The organism is Mesorhizobium sp. P2_A8, from assembly GCF_056404935.1.
Genome location: NZ_JBFUDB010000003.1, coordinates 590212 through 610829, shown reverse-complemented (window position 1 = coordinate 610829; position 20618 = coordinate 590212). Strand labels below are relative to the sequence as shown.

The 20618-nt window shown below is 62.6% G+C and carries 21 protein-coding genes; 9 read left to right on the top strand and 12 right to left on the bottom strand.

The window, feature by feature from the left end:
- Window positions 1-213, bottom strand: a 213-nt coding sequence (locus AC1D10_RS12560) for a B12-binding domain-containing protein (RefSeq protein ID WP_477272049.1), incomplete at its 3' end; no start/stop codon positions are given.
- A 275-nt stretch (window positions 214-488) separates the two neighbouring features.
- Between AC1D10_RS12560 and AC1D10_RS12555 the strand changes: the two genes are divergently transcribed.
- From AC1D10_RS12555 to AC1D10_RS12540, 4 genes are all read left to right on the top strand, one after another.
- Window positions 489-2063: a trimethylamine methyltransferase family protein gene (locus AC1D10_RS12555; RefSeq protein WP_111547485.1), complete on the top strand. Its 1575-nt coding sequence runs from the start codon at window positions 489-491 to the stop codon at window positions 2061-2063.
- An 89-nt stretch (window positions 2064-2152) separates the two neighbouring features.
- Complete coding sequence (locus AC1D10_RS12550) at window positions 2153-2842, top strand: hypothetical protein (RefSeq protein WP_477272047.1); 690 nt, start codon at window positions 2153-2155, stop codon at window positions 2840-2842.
- Between the two features lie 104 nt (window positions 2843-2946).
- Window positions 2947-3684 (top strand): dienelactone hydrolase family protein, encoded by a 738-nt coding sequence (locus tag AC1D10_RS12545; RefSeq protein ID WP_477272045.1) that lies wholly within the window; start codon window positions 2947-2949, stop codon window positions 3682-3684.
- Window positions 3685-3747: 63 nt separating this feature from the next.
- The gene (locus AC1D10_RS12540) at window positions 3748-4926 is read left to right on the top strand and encodes a BaiN/RdsA family NAD(P)/FAD-dependent oxidoreductase (protein ID WP_477272043.1); all 1179 of its coding nucleotides are present in this window, start codon (window positions 3748-3750) and stop codon (window positions 4924-4926) included.
- A gap of 79 nt (window positions 4927-5005) precedes the next feature.
- Here the strand turns inward: AC1D10_RS12540 and AC1D10_RS12535 are convergent, their stop codons facing one another.
- From AC1D10_RS12535 to AC1D10_RS12510, 6 genes are all read right to left on the bottom strand, one after another.
- A complete protein-coding gene (locus AC1D10_RS12535) occupies window positions 5006-5407 on the bottom strand; it encodes a DUF1801 domain-containing protein (protein WP_477272041.1) in 402 nt (133 codons plus the stop codon).
- A gap of 44 nt (window positions 5408-5451) precedes the next feature.
- Window positions 5452-5844: a VOC family protein gene (locus tag AC1D10_RS12530; protein WP_477272039.1), complete on the bottom strand. Its 393-nt coding sequence runs from the start codon at window positions 5842-5844 to the stop codon at window positions 5452-5454.
- Window positions 5845-5936: 92 nt separating this feature from the next.
- Window positions 5937-6383, bottom strand: coding sequence for a DUF1801 domain-containing protein (locus AC1D10_RS12525; protein ID WP_477272037.1), 447 nt, complete (start codon window positions 6381-6383; stop codon window positions 5937-5939).
- An 11-nt stretch (window positions 6384-6394) separates the two neighbouring features.
- The gene (locus AC1D10_RS12520) at window positions 6395-6616 is read right to left on the bottom strand and encodes a hypothetical protein (protein ID WP_379096554.1); all 222 of its coding nucleotides are present in this window, start codon (window positions 6614-6616) and stop codon (window positions 6395-6397) included.
- Between the two features lie 58 nt (window positions 6617-6674).
- Window positions 6675-7085 (bottom strand): SRPBCC family protein, encoded by a 411-nt coding sequence (locus AC1D10_RS12515; RefSeq protein WP_477272034.1) that lies wholly within the window; start codon window positions 7083-7085, stop codon window positions 6675-6677.
- Window positions 7082-7405, bottom strand: coding sequence for an ArsR/SmtB family transcription factor (locus AC1D10_RS12510; protein WP_477272032.1), 324 nt, complete (start codon window positions 7403-7405; stop codon window positions 7082-7084). The genes AC1D10_RS12515 and AC1D10_RS12510 overlap by 4 nt, the downstream gene beginning before the upstream one ends.
- 156 nt (window positions 7406-7561) lie before the next feature.
- Here AC1D10_RS12510 and AC1D10_RS12505 point away from each other — a divergent pair, with 156 nt between their 5' ends.
- From AC1D10_RS12505 to AC1D10_RS12495, 3 genes are all read left to right on the top strand, one after another.
- On the top strand, window positions 7562-8122 hold the full coding sequence (locus AC1D10_RS12505) for an RNA polymerase sigma factor (RefSeq protein WP_477272030.1): 561 nt from the start codon (window positions 7562-7564) through the stop codon (window positions 8120-8122).
- Window positions 8123-8124: 2 nt separating this feature from the next.
- On the top strand, window positions 8125-10254 hold the full coding sequence (locus tag AC1D10_RS12500) for a vWA domain-containing protein (RefSeq protein WP_477272028.1): 2130 nt from the start codon (window positions 8125-8127) through the stop codon (window positions 10252-10254).
- 204 nt (window positions 10255-10458) lie between these two features.
- Window positions 10459-10746 carry a hypothetical protein gene (locus AC1D10_RS12495; RefSeq protein WP_477272026.1) on the top strand — a complete coding sequence of 96 codons (288 nt, stop codon included), beginning with the start codon at window positions 10459-10461 and terminating at the stop codon, window positions 10744-10746.
- Window positions 10747-10765: 19 nt separating this feature from the next.
- On the opposite strand, the gene bmt is transcribed toward AC1D10_RS12495, so the two are convergent.
- Window positions 10766-11788 carry a betaine--homocysteine S-methyltransferase gene (gene bmt / locus AC1D10_RS12490; RefSeq protein WP_477272094.1) on the bottom strand — a complete coding sequence of 341 codons (1023 nt, stop codon included), beginning with the start codon at window positions 11786-11788 and terminating at the stop codon, window positions 10766-10768.
- Window positions 11789-11919: 131 nt separating this feature from the next.
- Window positions 11920-12777 carry a helix-turn-helix domain-containing protein gene (locus tag AC1D10_RS12485; protein WP_477272024.1) on the bottom strand — a complete coding sequence of 286 codons (858 nt, stop codon included), beginning with the start codon at window positions 12775-12777 and terminating at the stop codon, window positions 11920-11922.
- A 228-nt stretch (window positions 12778-13005) separates the two neighbouring features.
- On the opposite strand from AC1D10_RS12485, the gene AC1D10_RS12480 reads away from it, so the two are divergent.
- Window positions 13006-14016: a fatty acid desaturase gene (locus AC1D10_RS12480; protein ID WP_477272022.1), complete on the top strand. Its 1011-nt coding sequence runs from the start codon at window positions 13006-13008 to the stop codon at window positions 14014-14016.
- 83 nt (window positions 14017-14099) lie between these two features.
- Window positions 14100-14927: a phosphate/phosphite/phosphonate ABC transporter substrate-binding protein gene (locus tag AC1D10_RS12475; RefSeq protein ID WP_477272020.1), complete on the top strand. Its 828-nt coding sequence runs from the start codon at window positions 14100-14102 to the stop codon at window positions 14925-14927.
- Here AC1D10_RS12475 and AC1D10_RS12470 read toward each other — a convergent pair.
- The 3 genes from AC1D10_RS12470 to AC1D10_RS12460 all read right to left on the bottom strand — a co-directional run bounded on the left by AC1D10_RS12470 (window position 14892) and on the right by AC1D10_RS12460 (window position 20487).
- Complete coding sequence (locus AC1D10_RS12470; protein ID WP_477272018.1) at window positions 14892-16247, bottom strand: M24 family metallopeptidase; 1356 nt, start codon at window positions 16245-16247, stop codon at window positions 14892-14894. The genes AC1D10_RS12475 and AC1D10_RS12470 overlap by 36 nt on opposite strands.
- A 9-nt stretch (window positions 16248-16256) precedes the next feature.
- Window positions 16257-18827 carry a GcvT family protein gene (locus tag AC1D10_RS12465; RefSeq protein WP_477272016.1) on the bottom strand — a complete coding sequence of 857 codons (2571 nt, stop codon included), beginning with the start codon at window positions 18825-18827 and terminating at the stop codon, window positions 16257-16259.
- Between the two features lie 82 nt (window positions 18828-18909).
- The gene (locus AC1D10_RS12460; RefSeq protein ID WP_477272014.1) at window positions 18910-20487 is read right to left on the bottom strand and encodes a trimethylamine methyltransferase family protein; all 1578 of its coding nucleotides are present in this window, start codon (window positions 20485-20487) and stop codon (window positions 18910-18912) included.
- Between the last annotated feature and the right edge of the window lie 131 nt (window positions 20488-20618).

Sequence of the window (20618 nt, the reverse complement as noted above, 5' to 3'; positions counted from 1 at the left end):
GAACAGGATGCCGTCACGAAAATCCTCGCCGACGATGCGCATGCCTTCGACCAGCGCTTCCGTCAGCACCTTGTAGGGCACCCAGCCACGCTCGAGCAGGATGTTGGTGCCTTCCTCGATCTCTTCCTTCAGCCCGTCATAGAGGTCGTCGTGCATCTGCTGCACCAACTCGTCGTCGGAAAGTTCGGATAGGATGATCTCGTCGTCGGACATTTGTATCAAGCTCCTGCCGGCATCGCGACTGCGTCGCAAGGCACAAAATATTCGCGTTCATACCTAACCCGCTGGGGGCGTGTATCCATAGCTGATTTGCGACTTCCCGCAAAAGGAAAGCGACCGTAACTCTCTTGGAATTCTTGTCGATTTTGCGACAGGCGTTGGCGCTGGCGGGCCGTTTCGAATAGGGTGCATGGCTACGATCCGGCGAGAAGCGGCGATACGCTGCCGCAATGGATTCCGGACAAGAACAAATTCAGGGAAGAGCGATCATGAGCGAACACGCGGCAGTCGATCAGGAAGCGTCAAACGCGCGACGCGGGCGCGGCGCCAGCGGCGGGGCGGCTGCCCGGCGTGCGGCACGTTCGGGCGGCGGCCCCGGCACCCAGCTGACCTACATCAAGCGCAAGATCAACGTCTACGAGGTGCTGGACGAGGAAGGCCTGGCGCTGATCGAGAAGAACACCGACACGGTGCTCGAGGAGATCGGCATCATTTTCCGCGACGACGCGGAAGCGTTGCAGTTGTGGAAAGAGGCCGGCGCCGACGTCAAGGGCGAGCGAGTGCACTTCCCTAAAGGTCTCTGCCGTTCGCTGCTCAAGACAGCGCCTTCCGTCTACACCCAGCACGCCCGCAATTCCGAGCGCTCGGTGCAGATCGGCGGCAACGCCACTGTCTTCGCGCCGGTCTATGGCCCACCCTTCGTGCGCGATCTCGATGGCGTCAGGCGCTATGCGACGATCGAGGATTTCCAGAATTTCGTGAAGCTCGCCTATATGGCGCCGTCGATCCACCATTCGGGCGGCACGGTGTGCGAGCCGGTCGATGTGCCGGTCAACAAGCGCCATCTCGACATGATCTACAGCCACATCAAATATTCCGACAAGCCGTTCATGGGCTCGGTGACCGCGCCGGAGCGCGCCGAAGACACCGTCGCCATGGCCAAGATCGTGTTCGGTGACGACTTCGTCGAAAACAACACCGTGCTGACCAGCCTGATCAATGCCAACTCGCCGATGGTGTTCGACGAGACCATGCTCGGCGCGCTGAAAGTCTATTCGCGCCACAACCAGGCCTGCATCGTGACGCCATTCATCCTCGCTGGGGCGATGAGCCCGGTGACGGTTGCCGGCACGCTGACGCAGGTTCTGGCCGAAGTGCTGGCCGGCGCGTCGTTCACGCAGTTGATCCGGCCGGGTGCGCCGGTGCTGTTCGGCACCTTCGCGTCCTCGATCTCGATGCAGTCGGGCGCGCCGACCTTCGGCACACCGGAGCCGTCACTGGTGTCCTATGGCGCGGCACAGCTCGCGCGTCGCCTCGGCCTGCCGTTTCGCACCGGCGGTTCGCTCTGCGCGTCCAAGGTTCCGGACGCGCAGGCGGCCTATGAGAGCGCCAACACGCTGAACTCGACCATCCTGGCCGGCACCAACTTCGTGCTGCATTCGGCCGGCTGGCTCGAGGGCGGCCTCGCCTCCTGCTATGAAAAATTCATGATGGACATCGACCAGCTCGGCATGACGCAGAAGTTTTCCGAAGGCGTCGACCTGTCGGAAAACGGCCAGGCGATGGATGCCATCCGCCAGGTCGGCCCGGGCAGCCATTATCTCGGTTGCGACCACACCCAGGCTAATTTCCAGACCGCCTTCTACCGCTCCAACATCGCCGACAACAATTCCTACGAGCAGTGGCTGGCCGAGGGTGAAAAGACCGCGCCGCAGCGTGCCAACGAACTCGCCCGCCGCTGGCTGGAAAGCTACGAGGCGCCCTATCTCGATCCGAGCATCGACGAAGCCTTGAAGGACTTCATCGCCAAGAAGAAGGGGTCGATGCCCGACGCCTTCACTTGAAAGGAGCCCGAGTCAGGCGGGGCTAAAGTCGCCAACATCATCCACAAGGAAGTCTGGCGGAGCGCTTTCTCCGATCCGGTCAAGAAGGAATGATTGCGTCTGCCGGCAGCGTCGACCGTATCGCTTCGGCGCTTCTCGCCAACGGCCTTATTCGTCGTGGCGGCTTCAATTTTGCGCCGGGCGAAACGCCACCACTTGGTCCCTCAGGCGCTCCCGCCAAGGCCGTCCTGCTGGTCGGGCAGGCGGGTGCCGCGCCCTGGCCGCATTTCATGCGCTGGCGGGAAAAGCATTCGCGGACCATCGCCAATCCGCTCGACACCTGGTCACGCGAAGTGATCAGGGCGGTGGCGGAGACATTCGGGGCGAGGGCCGTTTCGCCATCCGACAGGCCGTATCTGCCTTTCCAGCAATGGGCGATGCGGGCGGAGGGGCTGAAGCCGTCACCGCTCGGCATCCTCATGCATCCGCAATATGGGCTGTGGCACGCCTATCGTGGTGCGCTGCTGTTCGAGCACGAACTTCCGGTTCAAGCCGCTGAGACGGTGCTCCACCTTTGCGACGCATGTGCGGAAAAACCTTGCCTGAAATCCTGTCCGGTCGACGCATATTCCGCGCAAGGTTTCGCCTACCAGTCCTGCCTGGCGCATGTGCGGGGAACGAATGGCGGACTGTGCCGGAGTGGCGGCTGCCTCGACCGCAATGCCTGTCCCTATGGCACGGCCTATCGCTATCCACCGGAGGTCCAGACCTTTCATATGGCGGCATTCGCCGGTCTGTAGTCGTCACGCGATCCTGCACGAAATGTTGACTGCCAGGTTCAGGGAATGCCTTGCTCTGGCGGCTCGCGCGGATATGTATCGCGATCTGACGAACGGAGCAGGCGATGACGAAACAAGACCTTCAGATCAAGACCAGGGATGGCGTTGCCAGCGCAGGACTTTTCCGCGCTGCAGACACGTCCCCGGCCAAGGCCGGCGTCATCCTGTATATGGACGCGTTCGGGCCGCGCGTTGCGCTCGATGGCATGGCGGAACGCTTGGCGGGCGAAGGCTATGCGGTGCTGGTGCCGGATCTGTTCTACCGCAATGCGCCCTACGGGCCGTTCGACGCCAAAACCGCCTTTGCCGAGGAAAAGACCAAGGCAGCGCTGATGGCGCTGGTCACCGGCACCACGCAGGCGATGACCATCAGCGACAGCGGTGCATTCCTCGATGCGCTGGCTGCTGAAGGTGTTGCCGGGCCGATCGGTACTGTCGGCTATTGCATGGGCGGCGCACGGGCATTGAACGCCGCTGCAACCTATCCCGAGCAGATAAAGGCGGCGGCCAGTTTCCACGGTGGCAATCTCGCCAGCGATGCCGCCGACAGCCCGCATCGCAAGGCTGCCTCGATCAAGGCGCGTGTCTATGTCGGCACGTCCGGTGTCGACAGAAGTTTCCCGCCGGAGCAGTCGGCGCGGCTTGCGGAGGCGCTGCGGGTTGCGGAAGTCGATCATGTCATCGAGAACTATGTCGGGGTGGCGCATGGCTGGTGCGTGCCGGATCACAGCGTCTTCGATGCCGCAGGTGCCGAGCGCCACTGGAAGCGGTTGACGACGCTCTTTGCCGAGACGCTGATCTAACACACCTAAAAACGCCGGTCGAAGCGTTGCCTGCGGTCGTACCGAACGGGTAGAGACTGCAGGATGCAAACCTATGATGTCGTGATCATCGGCGCGGGTGCCGCTGGAATGATGTGCGCCGTGGAGACGGCCAAGCGCGGCCGTTCGGTGCTGATCCTCGATCACGCGGCGATGCCTGGCGAAAAGATCCGCATCTCCGGCGGGGGGCGGTGCAATTTCACCAACATCCATGCCAGCCCGAAGAACTTTCTCTCGGGCAATCGGCATTTCTGCATCTCGGCGCTCAGCCGCTACACGCAACGCGACTTCATCGCGCTCGTCGAACGCCACCGCATCGCCTATCACGAGAAGACGCTGGGACAATTGTTCTGCGACGGCTCCGCACGCCAGATCATCGACATGCTGGTCGGGGAAATGCAGAGCAGGGGCGTGGAGCTGGCACTGTCGACCGAGGCGAGGGATGTCCGCAAAACCGTGGAGGGGTTTGCGCTCACCCTCTCCACCGGCACGGTCATCTGCCAGTCCCTGGTCGTGGCGTGCGGCGGCAAGTCGATTCCCAAGATGGGGGCGACCGGCTTCGGCTATGAGCTTGCCGAACAGTTTGGCCTTGCCATCGTCGAAACGCGGCCGGCGCTGGTGCCGCTGACCTTCGACGCAAAAACCCTCGAGCGGCTGGCGCCTCTGGCCGGCAACGCCGTCGAAGCGGAAGTCGCCTGCGGCAAGACGCGATTTTCCGAAGCGATGCTGTTCACGCATCGCGGCGTCAGCGGACCGTCCATCCTGCAGATCTCGTCCTACTGGCGCGAGGGCGACGAAATCCGTATCGCCATGCTGCCGGGCGTTGATGTGGCGGATCTCATTCGCACCGCCAAGCGAGGCAACGGACGGCAAGCGGTACAGACTGTGCTGGCAAATCACCTGCCGAAGCGGCTTGCGCAGTCGATCGCCGAGCGCACCAGCATCGATTGCAACCTCGCCGATCTTTCGGACGCACAGATCAAAACCATCGCCGCCGCGGTCAACGACTGGCGCATCAAGCCGGCCGGTTCGGAGGGCTACCGTACCGCCGAAGTGACGCTGGGCGGGGTCGACACCAACGGACTTGACCAGAAGACGATGCAGGCGAAATCCGTGCCGGGGCTGTTCTTCATCGGCGAGGTCGTCGATGTCACGGGCTGGCTGGGCGGCTACAATTTCCAGTGGGCGTGGTCGTCGGGCTGGGTCGCGGGGCAGGCGGCCTAGGGTGTGTTGATATTCAGCTGACTGAATCTCGACACACCTTAGTCAAGCGCTAGTTCGAAAAATGGCGATGATGCTACTTCTACGCCTTCGCCCGAGCACCCGCAGGTGCCTTCTTCTTCTTTTTGGCCTGGTTGAAATCGATGGCGGCCCGGACGAGCTCCTTCAGGGCACGCTCATTAAGCTCATCGCCTTCGAAAAGATCGATCGCGCGCCACACTTTGCCGTCCAAGCCTGCGTTGAAGAGCTTGCCGGGATCCGGCAGGCTGGCGCCGTGGGAAAAGGTGAGTTTCACCTTGTCCTTGTGAGCGTTGCCGACGGCAATCATTCCGTCGCGGGACCAAACCGGGCTTCCCATCCACTTCCATTCCTCGATGATCTCGCCATCGACTTCGAGAATGGCCTTGCGGACGCCGGCGAGCGTGTTGCCACGCCAGTCCGTCAATCCTGCGATCAACTGGTCGATCTGTTCCGATGGAGTCATTGGGTACCTCGAATTCCTCTGCCTCGACGCGTTCTGGTTGCAGCCTACCAGCGCGCCAACTGGGTGATCTGGACGAGGTTGCCGCAGGTGTCGTTCAGCTGGGCGATGGTCGAGCCGGTCACCTCGGTCGGCGGCATGGTGAACTCGCCGCCGTTCGCCTTGATGCGCTCGTAGTCGCCCTTGACGTTGTCGGTGAAGAACATCACCGCCGGCTGGCCCTGCTTGAAGATGGCTTGCTGATAGACCTTGGCCGCGGGGTTGTCGTTGAGCGCGAGCTGCAGTTCGGTTCCATCAGGCTCTTCCGCGGATGCAACGGTCAGCCAGCGATAGGGCCCATTGCTGAAGTCGGCCTTCTTGGTAAGGCCCAGTACGTCGGTGTAGAAGCGCAGGGCGTTTTCCTGGTTGTCCACATAGACGCTGGTCAGCTTCATCTTCATCGCTATTTCTCCTCTGTCGCGTTCGGTGCCGCCCTGTCGGCAGGGCGGGATTTGAATTGCACTGGCAGGCTTCAATCTGTCCGCTGCCGCGGCTACGGGACCCAGCCGGGGAGGGCCGCGGCCTGCTTGATCCAGTCCGCCATCTGCGCCTCGTCGAACGCGTCGGCTTCGCGGATGTCGATCCAGCGCGCCTCCTTGCTCTTCACCGTGCCGCCGGGCGGGATCGGTCGCAACGACATGCCGCTGAAGAAGGTCACCTTCACGTAGTGGGTCAGGACATGGAACGTCACGAACCAGCCCTGGCCCTCGATGCCGTAGAATGGTGAGTTCCATCTCACGGCCTTGCGTACATCAGGCACGTTGCGCACGATCAGCGCGTCGAGGCGCTCGCCAAGGCCGCGCTTCCAACCCGGCATTGCGGCGATGTAGGCCTGCACCGGGGTGTCGCCGTCCCCCTTCGCGATTTGCGGGTTGCCGCCCGAGAGCAGGATCGGTGCCTTGGCTGCGACTTTGGTCGATTGCCCCTGCGTCTTGGCCATTCTTCCCATTCCTACCCGCCGGCACGCTGCCCGCCGCGTCCCTTGGCGGCATACGGCAGCACGAACATGTACAGGCCACTGAACAGCAGCAAGAAGAGCGGCAAGAGCGGCGAGTAGACAATCCAGGCGGGAGGCTGCCCCAATGCCATGGCGACGAAGTTGGCGATGACGGTCAGCGTAAAGATGATCGACAGCCAGCGATGAATTTGCCGAACCCACTTGTTCCAGTCCAATGGCACCTCCTGTCAAACGAGCCGAAGCGGACCAGCGCGACCCGCATGCGGGCGGGTCTCAATCTATCCGCGCCAGGACCTGTTCCAGGGCTGCAAGGAACCTCTGCCAGCCGACCGTGGCGCCGCGGTAGTAAGGCTGCTGATCCGGCCGGAAGCCCGTCTGCTCCATGCGCAAATGGGTTCCCGTGCTCGTGGGGGTGAGCGTCCAGGTGACCACACTCTCCAGATCCTTGGTGTCCCATGTGTAGGACAACGTTTTGTTGGGATCGACTGTCTGGACCTGACAGTCGACGCCGCCCCAGTCTGCGCTGAGATTGAAACGGTGGTCCACGACTGGCTTGAAGTTGTTCTTCATGAGCCACTCCTCGATCAGATGCGGTTGGGTGAGCGCGCGCCAGATCTTTTCCGGCGGATAGGGGATCTCGCGTTCGACAATGACGGAGCGTGTTTCGGTCGCAATGTTGGTCATTGGTCCATTCTTTTGAGCAGATCTTCGAGATCGTCGAACCGGCTCTGCCAGAATGCGTTCATCTGGTTCGTCCAGTCGATCAGTGGGGAAAGCGCGGCGAGCTGGGCAGTGTAGTGGGTCTGCCGTCCTTCATGGCGGTCACGCACCAGCCCGGCCTGCCTCAGCAGGCCGAGATGCTTTGACACCGCCGGTTGCGAGACTCCCGACTGAGCTGTCAGAGCGCCGACTGTCTGCTCACCGTCCCGGCATAGGCGCTCGAAGATCGCCCGACGCGTCGGATCGGAGAGCGTTCTGAAAAGGACGTCGTGAGCGTTGGTCATTTGGGATCGATAACCCCGTGGCTATTGATTGACGTATAACCGCAGAGATATGTATGTGTCAAGCGGGGGCATCGATGGCCACCATCCCCCGCTTTCCAAAAAAATCTTTCCATTGCCCCAAGGAATCGCCATTAGCCTTCGTCCAACAGGCAAATGATGGCGATGATGCTGGATGAGAGCGAAGCCTCCGACGCCGAACTGATCGGGCGGGCGAAGGGCGGAGACAGGGGGGCCTTCGGCAAATTGCTGGAAAGGCACTACGACTTCGTCTATCGCGCTGCCTATCGCTGGTGCGGCAAGAAGGCCGACGCCGAAGACATCGCCCAGGAAGTCTGCGTCCGGCTCGGCCGGGCGATCCGCGACTATCGCGGCGGCGGCGCTTTCACGACATGGCTCTACTCCGTGACCCTGAACGCCGCGCGCGACATGATGCGCAAGTCCGCCCGCGACATGGCAAAGACCGAGGCCTACGGCGTTCACGCGCTGATCTCGAGCGAGGCTTCGGTCGAACCCGAAGATCCGGCCGAGGCGTTGTGGGCGGCGGTACGGCAACTGCCGGACAAGCAGCGCGACGCGGTGCTGCTGGTTTATGGCGAGGGCTTGAGCCATTCAGCCGCCGCCGAGGCGATGGCGATCTCGGAGACGACGGTTTCCTGGCACATCCATGAAGCGAAGAAACGGCTGAAGACGCTGATGCGCTCGGCCGGGGAAGTGTGACCATGGTCGACGACAACAAACTCAAGAGACTGCGCGACATCGCAGCACCGGCACCGGGCGAGAGCGCGAAGGCACGTGCCTTCGAAGCCGCCCTGCGCGCCTACGATCAGGAAAATATCTCGACGCTCACCCAAGGATCGGTTGGCGGGCTTCGTCTCACAGAGCGAGCACAAAAGCTCTGGAGCGAGATCATGCAAAAGAAACTCATTGCCGCACCGGCCCTTGCCGGGCTCGTCGCCCTGCCGATCGCCGGATACGCCACCTTCCACATGCTGAGGGAACAGCCACCCAAATTCGGTGGCGACGAGAAGATCACCGAGACGCTGGCCGACAAGCCGGCGACCCTCAAGCCAACGACCGCCGAGCCCAAGCCGGCCCGCACCGAGCTGGAGAAAGACAAGAAGGCCGACGCGGACGTGGAAAGCCGCGACGCCACAGACGCGCTTGTCGCGCCGGCCTCGCCGCCGAAATCCGAATCGACCGTTGCTATCGGCGGCGCACAGAAGGAGGCGGCGACGGGCGCTCCCCGACAGGATGCCGCCCACGCCGGAAAGGTGAACATTGCCCCCCCGGCACCGGCCCCGACAGGTGAGGTCGCGCTAAATGCGCCCAGCATGTCGCGGAGTCTCGCGCCGGCCGAGTCCAAGCTGATGGCGCAGCAGCCAGCCACGGCTCCGGCCGACCAGGTTCAGCCGCAAGAGCAAAACCGCGACCGCATCGAGGATTTCAAGACCAATCCGGTGCATGCCGCGCTCGAGGATCCGGTCTCGACCTTCTCGATCGACGTCGACACGGCTTCCTATTCCTTCGTGCGGCGTTCGCTGAAGGAAGGGTTCGTGCCGCAGGCCGATACGGTCCGCGTCGAGGAGATGATCAACTACTTCCCCTATGACTGGAAGGGTCCGGACTCGGCTTCGATGCCGTTCAACTCGACCGTCAGCGTCATGCCGACGCCGTGGAACACGCACACCAAGCTGATGCATGTCGCTATCAAGGGTTTCGACGTCAAGCCGACCGAGCAGCCGAAGGCCAATCTGGTCTTCCTGATCGACGTGTCGGGCTCGATGGACGAGCCGGACAAGCTGCCGCTGCTCAAATCGGCCTTCCGGCTGCTGGTCAGCAAGCTGAAGGCCGACGACACCATCTCGATCGTCACCTATGCGGGTGAGGCCGGCACCGTGCTGATGCCGACCAAGGTTGCCGAGAAGGACAAGATTCTCAATGCCATCGACAATTTGCAGCCCGGCGGCTCGACGGCCGGCGAGGCCGGCATCAAGGAGGCCTACAAGCTTGCCCAGCAGTCCTTCGTCAAGGACGGCGTCAACCGGGTGATGCTCGCTACCGACGGCGACTTCAATGTCGGCCAGACCGACGACGATGATCTGAAGCGGTTGATCGAGAGTGAGCGCAAGACCGGTGTCTTCCTGTCGGTGTTCGGCTTTGGGCGTGGCAATCTGAACGACCAGATGATGCAGACGATCGCCCAAAACGGTAACGGCACCGCCGCCTATATCGATACGCTGGCCGAGGCGGAAAAGGTGCTGGTCGAGGATGCCTCCTCGACGCTGTTCACCATTGCCAAGGATGTGAAGATCCAGGTCGAGTTCAATCCGAACAAGGTCTCCGAATATCGCCTGATCGGCTACGAGACCCGGGCCTTGAACCGCGAGGATTTCAACAATGACCGCGTCGATGCCGGCGATATCGGCTCCGGCCACTCGGTCACCGCGATCTACGAGATCACGCCGAAGGGCAGCGGTGGCGAACAGATCGATCCGCTGCGCTACGGCCAGGCGTCGGTGGACAATGGCGGCGTCGCCAATGCGGGTGAATATGCCTTCGTCAAGATCCGCTACAAGCTGCCCAACGAGGACGTCTCGAAGCTGATCACTACGCCGGTGACCTCGGAGAATGAGGTTTCGTCCTTCGACCAGGCCAGTACCGACCAGCGCTTCTCCGTGGCGGTCGCGGCCTTCGGCCAGAAGCTGCGTGACGAGGATGCGACCGCGAAGTTCGGTTACGACAAGATCATGGAGATTGCCACTGCCGCTCGAGGAGCCGACCCGTTTGGGTACAGGTCCGAGTTCCTCTCGCTTGTGCGCCTTGCCTCGGCGCTGGGCGGTAACCGGTAGTGGTGATGACGGCCGGTTTCTTTCAGATGGGATCGTTCTGATACGGGAAACCGACCCACGGGCGGGTGAGGCAGGCCGGCGAGGGATTCATTCCCTTGCCGGCCCTTTTTTTGCGGATTGTTAAATTGCGTTGGATTTCCGGTACATGATCGCAATTTCCTCTTGTTACGGAGAGGCTCATGTTTGGGCTTGAGGGAGCCGGAATTGCTGATCAGGACTGTTGCGAACTCGATATCACGAGATATGCCGGCACTGGGATCGGCGGCTTCGTCCGGACCGTCGGCAGAATCCAGGCGGATCAGCGACGATGTCGCCCAGGCACGTCACACCGCCTTGTCAGCGCTGAACAATGACCGCTTTCGCGTCATGCTGGAGCAGATCACCGACCCCAGCGCATCCGGTGCGTTGATGACGATGCGCGGCGATACAGCCGCAGGTGCCGGCACCGATTTCAAGTCGGCGCAGTCGAGCTACGCCGACAACAGCGAATAGTCGAAAAAGAAATATCGCGTCAGGCCCGGCTGCGTCGACGTTCGCGGCGGGCTTCACTGGTCTCGGCGGTGTTTTCCGTTGCCGCCTTGTTGCGCATCGGACCGATGCGCTCGACGATTTTTTCGACGGTCGGGCGATCGGCCTTGGTGTGCGCGTCGAGCGCCTTGCGCATCGCGGCAAGGTGCTGGAACGAGGTGCCGCAGCAGCCGCCGACGATTTTGGCGCCGGCATCGACGGCGAGCCTGACATAGTCGGACATCAGTTCGGGCGTGCCGGAATAGTGGATCTCGGTGCCGCGGAATTCGGGAATGCCGCAATTGCCCTTGACGATGATAGTCGCTTCCGGCTTCGCCTCGGTCATGTCGAGCAGCGAGGCCAGGATGTCGGAGGCACCAACGCCGCAATTGGCGCCGACGCCGAGCGGCGCCTGCGACAGCCCGTCGGTGACGCCGTGGATGTCCTTCGGCAGCAGGCCCATCATGGTGCGGCCGGCTGTGTCGAAGGAACCGGTGTAGGTGTAGGGCATGCCGACACGAATAGCGGCCTCCGCGGCGGCGCGGATCTCGTCGGGAGCCGACATGGTCTCGATCCAGGCGACTTCTGCGCCACCGGCCTTGAGGCCCTCGATCTGTTCGGCGAAGGCCTCGACCGCCTCGTCATAAGTCATGGCGCCAAGCGGCACCAGCAATTCGCCGGTCGGGCCGACCGAGCCGGCGACAATCACCTTGCGGCCGGCCTTGTCGGCGACGGCACGCGCGAGTTCTGCGGCGCGCTTGTTGAGCGCATGCGCGCGGTCCTGGGCATGATGCAGCTTCAGCCGGTGACGGGTGCCGCCGAAGGAATTGGTCAGGATGATGTCGGCGCCGGCATCGACGAAATTCTGATGCAGACTGGTGATGGTGTCGGGCGCCGTCTCGTTCAGCAACTCCGGCGCTTCGCCAGCCTCCAGGCCCATGGCGAACAGATTGGTGCCGGTGGCGCCATCGGCCAGCAGCACGCCCTTCTCAGCCAGCAGCGCATCGATCGGGTTGGTCGTCGTCATCGGATTGGCTTTCATGTTTCGAATTCGAATAAGGATATAAAGAAGTCTTTATGTGTAGTCAATGAAATAGCTGTGGCGGCGTCGCCGATGCCGATGCCGGTTTCCGTCCAAAAGATCAGGATTGCCGAAGCTCAGGCCGTGCCTGACGGGAACGACATTCCGGCCAGCTTCTGCGCGAAGCCAGCCGCCTCGTGTGCATTGATATCGGCGGCGCGGATCAGATTGTCGAAATGCTGGATCAGCGTCTGGATCGGCTGGGTGGCGTTGAGCACAAGATACATGTCGCCGACATAGATGGCGGCGCGATAGGGCCCGAAGATGGTGTAGGGGATCGAATATCGCATCCGCCCGTCATAAAGAAACAGCCGGAAGGTCGGATAGAGATCGTCGAGCAGCGTCGCCATGTGCAGCAACTGGGCACGGCGGTCGGCTTCCGGGAAACGGTCCCAAACACCCAGGCCGCGCGCGAAAATCTCCAGCGTGTGGCGCGGCATGCAGACTTCCATGTCGGTTTCCGGCCGCCTGTTGTAGTCGATGCGGTATTGGGTTTCGCCGGCCTGAGCCAGGCGGCTCTTGTTGGTGATGCCCGCTTCGTAGTCGACCAGCGCTTCGGTGCGCAGAAGATCGGGAATGCCGGCCGGAACATAACGGATCTTGGTGCCGGCCGCCTCGGCGTGCCATTTGGCTAGCAGCGTGCGGTCGAAGCCGTCGGGCGCCTCCTCGATCTCCAGGCTCTCGCGGATTTCGCCGGTGAGACCCTCGTCCTGGCTGAGGCCGAGAAGCCAGTCGAGCGACACCTTGAATTCGGCTGCGATGTTAAGCAGCGTCTCGGCGCGGGGCAGGCGGGTCGAGGCGCCAGACAAGAGTTGCGAAAGCGCCGAGCGGTCGATGCCGACCGCCGTCGCGAAAGCCGACTGGTTGAGATCGGAGCGTGTCAGGAGCAGCTTCAGACGCTCCCGAAAGACTGCTGACAGGTCTCGTTTGTCCATCACCTGACTCCGCGAATCGGGAGGAAAAATTTGCGCCAAAGCCTCTCAATGCGCGCTTCAGGCGTAAATGAATCCCTAAGTCTGTTTACAATGTGTACATATGCGGTCAAAAATGCGCAATCGCAACAGTTTGTGCACTTTGTCTCGTTGAGTGGAATCACTTCTCCTGACACAATACTGTCAGGAACCAATCGGGGTTCCGGCGACTGAGGGACAGTGGTCGATAGCATGACGGGCAAGAGCATCAGACAGCGTAGCGTACCGGCCATCGAATGGCCGACCGTGGTTCTCGCTTTCTTCTGCTACGGAATTTGGTTTGCCACCGGTTTGCTGCTCTGGCCCTCTTATCCCATCCTGGCGCTCGCCTTCCTGGCCTTTACCGCCGCATTGCAATCCTCGATCATGCACGAAGTGCTGCACGGCCATCCGACGCGCAATGCGCGGGTCAACGAAGCCTTCGTCTTCCTGCCGATTGGCCTCGTTTGGCCGTTCCGCCGCTTCAAGACCATTCACCTGCGCCACCATGCTGACGAGCGGCTGACTGATCCCCTGGATGACCCCGAGAGCTACTACCAGGCGCTCTGGCAGCATGATGACCTGCCGCCGACGATGAAATTCCTGCTCAAGATCAACAACACAATGGCTGGCCGTTTCGTGCTCGGCCCCTGGCTGTCCTGCGTCGGCTTCTTCATCGACGACGCCAAGCAGATGATCGCCGGCGACAAGGTGATCCGCAAGGCCTGGCTGCTGCATGCGATCGGGCTCGCGATCGTGGTGCCGATCGTCCAGTTCGGCTTCGGCATTCCGTTGTGGCTCTACATTCTGGTGCCGGTCTGGCTCGGCCAGTCGCTGATCTCGATCCGAACCTTTGCCGAGCATCAATGGTCGGAACATCCGGAAGGCCGCACGGTGATCGTCGAACGCTCGCCGCTGTCGTTCCTGTTCCTCAACAACAATCTGCATTTCGTCCACCATAAGAGCCCGACCGTGGCCTGGTACCGGTTGCCGAAACTGTTTCGCGATCGCCGCGACGAATGGCTGCGGATGAACAATGGCTATGCCTATCCGAACTATTTCGCGCTGATCAAAGCCTATGCCTTCAAGGCCAAAGAGCCGATCGTGCATCCGGTGCTGCGGCGTGCGCCGGAGCCGGGCAGGGCGTTCAAGCCACGCATCAGGGCGCGCAGCATCAATGGGCTCGGCAGTGCGCCGGTGCCCGCCGAGCCGCCCAAGGAATGAGTTCTTTGCGGCGAGCAGGTGCGGTCTGCTAGACTGGCTGCGGTCGGTCCCTTCAATCCCAGAAATAACGGTCAGATTCCGGCATGAGCGATTTGGTTGCGGCGTTGCCGATGTATGACTGGCCGGAGGCGCGCGACGAGGTCGACGCCCAATGGGGGCGGTTGCGCGATGCCTTCCGGCAAAGGGGGATCAACGCGCCACAATCGATCGTGCACCGCAATGGCGACCTGCCACCGGTGCCGGGCGGCATTCATGATGCCCAGGGAAAACTGATCGCGCCGGACCCGGCGACATTGCCACCGGACGAACTCGATTTTCACAAGCTTTGGCTGCATCCGGCGCTGCTGTTCGCACAGACCTGCTGGGGACCGATGGAACTCGGCCTGGCCAGGCACGTTCAGGTGGTCGGCCAGCCGAGCTACGACTCCTGTGAAGGCGGGCAGGGCGAACTCTATTCGAGCGCGCTGGTGATGCGGGCAGGCGAGGGGCCGGAGGTTCGATCGCCTGCGGACGGCCGCGCTCTCATCCCGCTCGACCTGATCCGCGGCAAGCGCTTCACCTTCAACAGCCTCGATTCCATGTCGGGCATCATTGCGCTGACGCGCGACCTGCAAGCGGCCGGCGAAAGCCTGGACATTTTCTCGACGTGCGGCGAAAGCGGCGGTCATCGTGGCTCGATCGTCGCTGTCGCCGATGGCAAGGCGGATGTTGCCGCCATCGACTGCGAAAGCTGGGCGCTGGCGCAGCGTTTCGAGCCGGCGGCGCAGAAGGTTGGGGTCGTCGGCTGGACGGGCCGGCGCAAAGGCCTGCCATTCATCACCGCCGCAACAACACCGGAAAAGACGGTCAGGGCGCTGCGCGAGGCCATTGCCGGACTAGCCGAGCAGCCTCGCATCCAGAGGGTAGGTTGAAAGCTTCTCGTTGCCGGTTTTGGTGATCAGGATCTGCTCCTCGATCTTGACGCCCTCGCGCCCGCCAAGCCGGCCGATATAGCTCTCGACACACAGCACCATGCCGGGTTCGAGGACACCGTCCGGCGTGTCTGATGTCCAGTCGCTGGCATGCGGCAAGGTCGGGTATTCGTCGGCCAGGCCGACGCCGTGATAGAGCACGCCGTAACGGGTCGGGAAGCAGTCTCCGGGCGGCACCGCCGAGCGCTCGACAAGGTCGCGGAACGAGATGCCCGGCTGCATCAATGCGGTGTTGTGGGTGATCTGATCGGCGGCGATGCGGAACAGGCCGCGCTGTTCATTGGTCGGCTTTTCATCGCCGCACAGCCAGGTGCGCGACAGGTCGGCGCAGAAGCCGAAGGGGCCGATCAGGTCGGTGTCGAAGGCGACGAGGTCGCCGGCTTCAATCTTGCGTGACGAGCATTCCTGGAACCACGGATTGGTGCGCGGGCCTGACGTCAGCAGCCGCGTCTCGATCCATTCGCCGCCACGCGCAATGTTGCCGCGATGCAGCTCGGCCCACAATTCATTCTCGGAAATCCCTGGCTGCAGAGCCTGTTCCATCTCGCCAATCGCCGCCTCGCAGGCGACGATTGCGCGGCGCATGGCGAAGATTTCGTCTGATGATTTGATCAGCCGCGCGTTTTCCATCACCGCTTCGCCATTGCCGATCGAAACACCAAAGCGAGCGAGCTCCTCGACGCCTTCAGGGTTGATGTGATCGACCGCGATGCGGCTGTTGCCGCCGCCATGTTCCCTGACCAGATCGGCAATACTGGCGGCCCAGCGGCGCACTTTCTGTTCGGTTAGTTCGCCGCCATAGAGATACATCCACGAGACGGCGGGGCGAACCTCGTCGACGACGCCGGAATGGTCGGACAGGTGCTCGCAGGAAAAATAGTCGAACAGCACCACCGGCCCTTCTGTGGCGACGAAACAATGCCGTGTCGGATTGTGCGCCACCCACAGCTGCATGTTGGTGGAATCGGTGGCGTAGCGGATGTTGACGGGGTCGTAGAGCAGGGCGCCGGCATAGTCGCGGCGCTTCAGCTCGGCGCGAATGCGGTCCAGCCGGTATTTGCGCATCGCCGGCAGGTCTGGAGCGGCAATGCCTGCCGCGGCCCATTCGGCTTCCGCTTGCGCGCCATACCCCAGCACATGCTGGTTGAGCGAAGCCGCCTTCTGGCGGGAGGCGTCGCGCAGCGCCTCGATCGAGCCAGGCTCGAACGGCAGGATCTTGCGATGGCGGCCAAAGCTGCCCTTTGGCACCCCATTGTCCATGGTCGAACCTCAGGTGCGCATCTTCTCGCCACTCGGATCGAAAGGCGCCTCGACATTGATGCGGGCTGGGCGCCGGTGTCCGAGGATCTCGATCTCGAACAGTCCTGCACTCTCATCCTCGGCGAGCGCTGCCGGGACGTAGCCCTGGGCCATCGACTTCTGCACATAGTGGGCATAGCCGCCTGACGTCACCCAGCCGACTACACGCCAGTCGCCATCGACGATACCGCGCACGGCGGAGGCGCCTTCCGCAGCCTTGGAGCCGCGAATTTCCTTGCCGCCCGTGTCGAAGCGCGGTGCGCCGTAGCCATGCGGCTTTTCCACCGTACCGTAGTCCTTGCTGACCTTGGCCCAGATCGGCTCGTCCCCCATCACATCGGCGTCGGCGGCGTCAACGATGAAGGAGACACGGCGCAGTTTTGGCCCCTCCGCGTGTTCCTTGGCGGCTGCCTCGCGGCCGATGAAGTCGTTCTTCTCGAGCTTGATGAAGCGGTCCATCGCCCCTTCGAACGGTCCGTAGATCGGCCGCAGCTCGCGGAACCAGGTCGGGAAGTTCTTTTCGAGGCGCATGGAGAGCAAGGCGCGCATGCCGAAATCGACGAGGCCGAATTCCTCACCAGCGTCCTTGATCGCCTTGTAGACGAGGCGCTGGTAGGCGGGCGCCATCCAGATCTCGTAGCCGAGATCGCCTGTGTATGTGATGCGGTTGACCAGGCAGGGCGCGCCGCCGACCGCCATCTCGCGGAAATCCATGAAGCGGAAGGCCCTGGTCGAGATGTCGACGTCGACCAGCTTCTGCAAGAGGTCGCGCGATTTTGGTCCGGCGATCGACAGGCCGACCAGTGTCTGGTCGAAACGGTGGATGCGCACCGAACCATCCTTCGGCAGATGCTTCTCGAACCAGCGCATGTGATATTTTTGCGCGGCGGACGAGCCCCAGATCATGAAGCGGTCTTCGCCGGCCTTGGCGATGGTGAAGTCGCCGATCAGCTTGCCGAATTCGTTGATCATCGGCGTCAGCACGATACGGCCGGTCTTCGGCATGCGGTTGGTCATCAGCCGGTTGAGGAAATCTTCCGCGCCCGGTCCCGACACTTCGTATTTGGCGAAGTTGGCGATCTCGGTGACGCCGACGCGCTCACGCGTGGCGCGCACTTCCTCGCCGATCGGCCCAAAATCGTTGGAGCGGTGGAACGAGACGACGTCCTTCGGCTCCTTGCCCTTCGGCGCGAACCAGAGCGGGGTCTCGAGACCCCAGCTGTCGCCCATGACAGCGTTGTTGGCCAGCATCGTGTCGTAGAGCGGCGTCGTTTGCGCCGGACGCGCCGCCGGCAGTTCCTCATTGGGGAAGCGGATGGAGAAGCGGCGCGAATAGTTTTCGCGCACCTTGGCGTTGGTGTAGCGCAAGCCGGCCCATTCGCCGAAGCGGGTGACATCCATGCCCCAGACGTCGAAGCCGGGATCGCCATGGACCATCCAGTTCGACAGCGCCAGGCCAACACCGCCACCCTGGCTGAAGCCGGCCATGACGGCGCAGGCACACCAGAAATTGGTCAAGCCCTGCACCGGGCCGACCAGCGGGTTGCCGTCGAGCGCGAAAGTGAAGGGGCCGTTGATGATCTGCTTGATGCCGGCCTTCTCGATGCCGGGGAAATGCTTGAAGCCGATTTCCAGCGACGGCGCGATGCGGTCGAGATCGGGGGGGAGCAATTCATGGCCGAAATCCCACGGTGTGTTGACCGGCGACCACGGCTTGCAGGCCTTCTCATAGGTGCCCAGCAGGATACCGTTGCGCTCCTGGCGGGTGTAGATCTCGCCCTTGAAATCGAGCACGCCGATCATTTCGCGGCCGGTCGATTTGTTGAATTCCTCGACCTCCGGCATCGGCTCGGTGAGCAGGTACATATGCTCCATCGCCAGTACCGGCAGTTCGACGCCGACCATGCGGCCGATCTCGCGCGCCCACAGGCCGCCGCAGTTGACGACATGCTCTGCCTTCACCGTGCCTTGTTCGGTGACGACGTTCCAGGTGCCGTCGACCTCCTGCGTCAGCTCGACGACGCGGTTGCGCAGCACGATCTCAGCGCCCAGCTTCTTGGCCGCCTTGGAATAGGCGATCGTCGTGCCGGATGGATCGAGATGGCCTTCGACCGGATCCCACATGGCGCCGACGAAATTGGTTTCGTCCATCAGCGGGAACATTGCCTTGGCTTCGGACGGGGTAATCAGCTCGGTGTCCATGCCGAGATAGCGACCCTTGGCGTGGGCAAGCCGCAGGAAGTCCATGCGCTCGGGCGTGTCAGCCATCATCACGCCGCCGGTCAGGTGCAGCGAGCAGGACTGGCCGGAGAGTTCCTCGATCTCCTTGTAGAGCTGCACAGTATAGGCCTGCAGCTTAGCGACGTTGGGATCACCGTTCAGGGTATGGAAGCCGCCGGCCGCATGCCAGGAAGAGCCGGAGGTGAGCTCCGAGCGCTCGATCAGCATGATGTCAGTCCAGCCGGCCTTGGCCAGATGGTAGAGAACCGAGCAGCCGACGACGCCGCCGCCGATAACAACCGCTTTTACGTGAGATTTCATCAAGATAGGTCCGTTTTTGCGTAAACTGAATCAGTTGTTTGGTGTGCGGTGCGCCGCGATGCCAAAGTCGGATGCCGGGCGATCAAAAATCGGTCGGCGCGCCGCCCTCGGACCGGCGCTTGTCGACGAAGTCGTTGAGTTCTTCGCGGATGGCCGGGTCCAAATAGGGTTCTTCGTAGGATGCCAGCCGCTCCTTCCACACCTTGTTGGCCTTTTCGAGCGCTGTCGGCGAGCCAGCTTCTGCCCAGGTCTCGAAATTGCGCCAGTCGGACAGGATCGGCGAATAGAAGGCGGTCTTGTAGCGGTCCTGCGTGTGCTGGGTGCCGAAGAAATGGCCGCCGGGGCCGACCGACTGGATGGCGTCGAAGCCGAGCGCCTCTTCGGACAAGTCGAGCGGGGTCAGGAACTCCGCCACCATCTGCAGCAGGTCGATGTCGAGAATGGTCTTTTCGTAGGAGCAGCGCAGGCCGCCCTCGAGCCAGCCGGCCGCATGCATCATCAGATTGCCGCCGCCCTGAATGGCGCCCCACAGCGAGAACACGCTCTCATAAGCCGCCTGCGCGTCGACCGTGTTGGCGGCGCAGGTGTTGGAGGTGCGGTAGGGGATGTTGTAGCGGCGGGCAAGCTGGCCACCGACGAGCTGCGCCTTCATGTATTCCGGCGTGCCGAAGGCCGGTGAACCGGACTTCATGTCGACATTGGAGGTGAAGCCGCCATAGCCCACCGGCGCGCCCCTGCGCACCATTTGCGCGAAGGCGATGCCGGCAAGCGCCTCGGCGTTCTGCTGCACCAGCGCGCCGGCGATGGTCACGGGCGCCATGGCGCCCGACAGCGTGAATGGCGTGACGACAACGACCTGGCCCTTGCTCGACATCTGGATGATGCCTTCCATCATCGGCACATCGAGCTTGAGCGGCGAGTTGGTGTTGATGATGGTGAAGACCGACGGCTCCTCGAGCAGCTGCTCGTGGCTGATGCCGCGCGCGATCCTGGCGATCTCGATGCCGTCGACGTTGCGCTCCTTGCCGAGGGAATAGATATGGAACACCTTGTCGGTGAGCACGCTGAGATCGCGGATGCATTCGAGGTGGCGGACGGACGGATGGATGTCGGTCGGCTCGACCGGATAGCCGCCCGTGCAGTTCAGGATGTTGTGCATCTGCGCAAGCTTGAGGAAGTTGCGGTAGTCCTGCTGGTTGCCTGGCCGGCGGCCGCGATCGATGTCGGAGCAATTGGGCGCCGACGCCATCATCGAAATGATCACATTGTTGCCGCCGAAGCGCACATTGTGTGCGGGATTGCGCGCATGGATGGTGAATTCCGACGGGCAGTGCGACACCAGCTCGAGGATCATGTCGCTGTCGAAGCGCACCCGCTCGCTGCCGTCGCGCACGTCGGCGCCGTGCGCCTTCATGATGCGCCGGGCCTCGTCATGCAGAACATCGACGCCGATTTCCCGCAGCACGCGCAAGGAGGCGAGATGGATCGATTCCAGCTCGTCGTCCGACACCAGCCTGGTCGGTGTCAGCGGGTTTTTCAGCTGGCGGAAGGCCGGCTGCTCGAACGCGGCCGAGCCGCCGGCGCGCTTTCCGGCGCGGCCGCCGCGACGGGCGCGGTCGGTGGCCAATGCCGGTTCTGCAGGTTGTAGGGCGGCGGTCATGATGGTCCTCGTACGATGCAATAGCGGGCGGCATAATGGACCGGCGACCGGCCGGCCATTGCGGAGGCGGCGACCACTAGGGCGAGGGAAGCGACATGCCGGAACGGCAGTTGCGCGGCCAGGAGATCGGC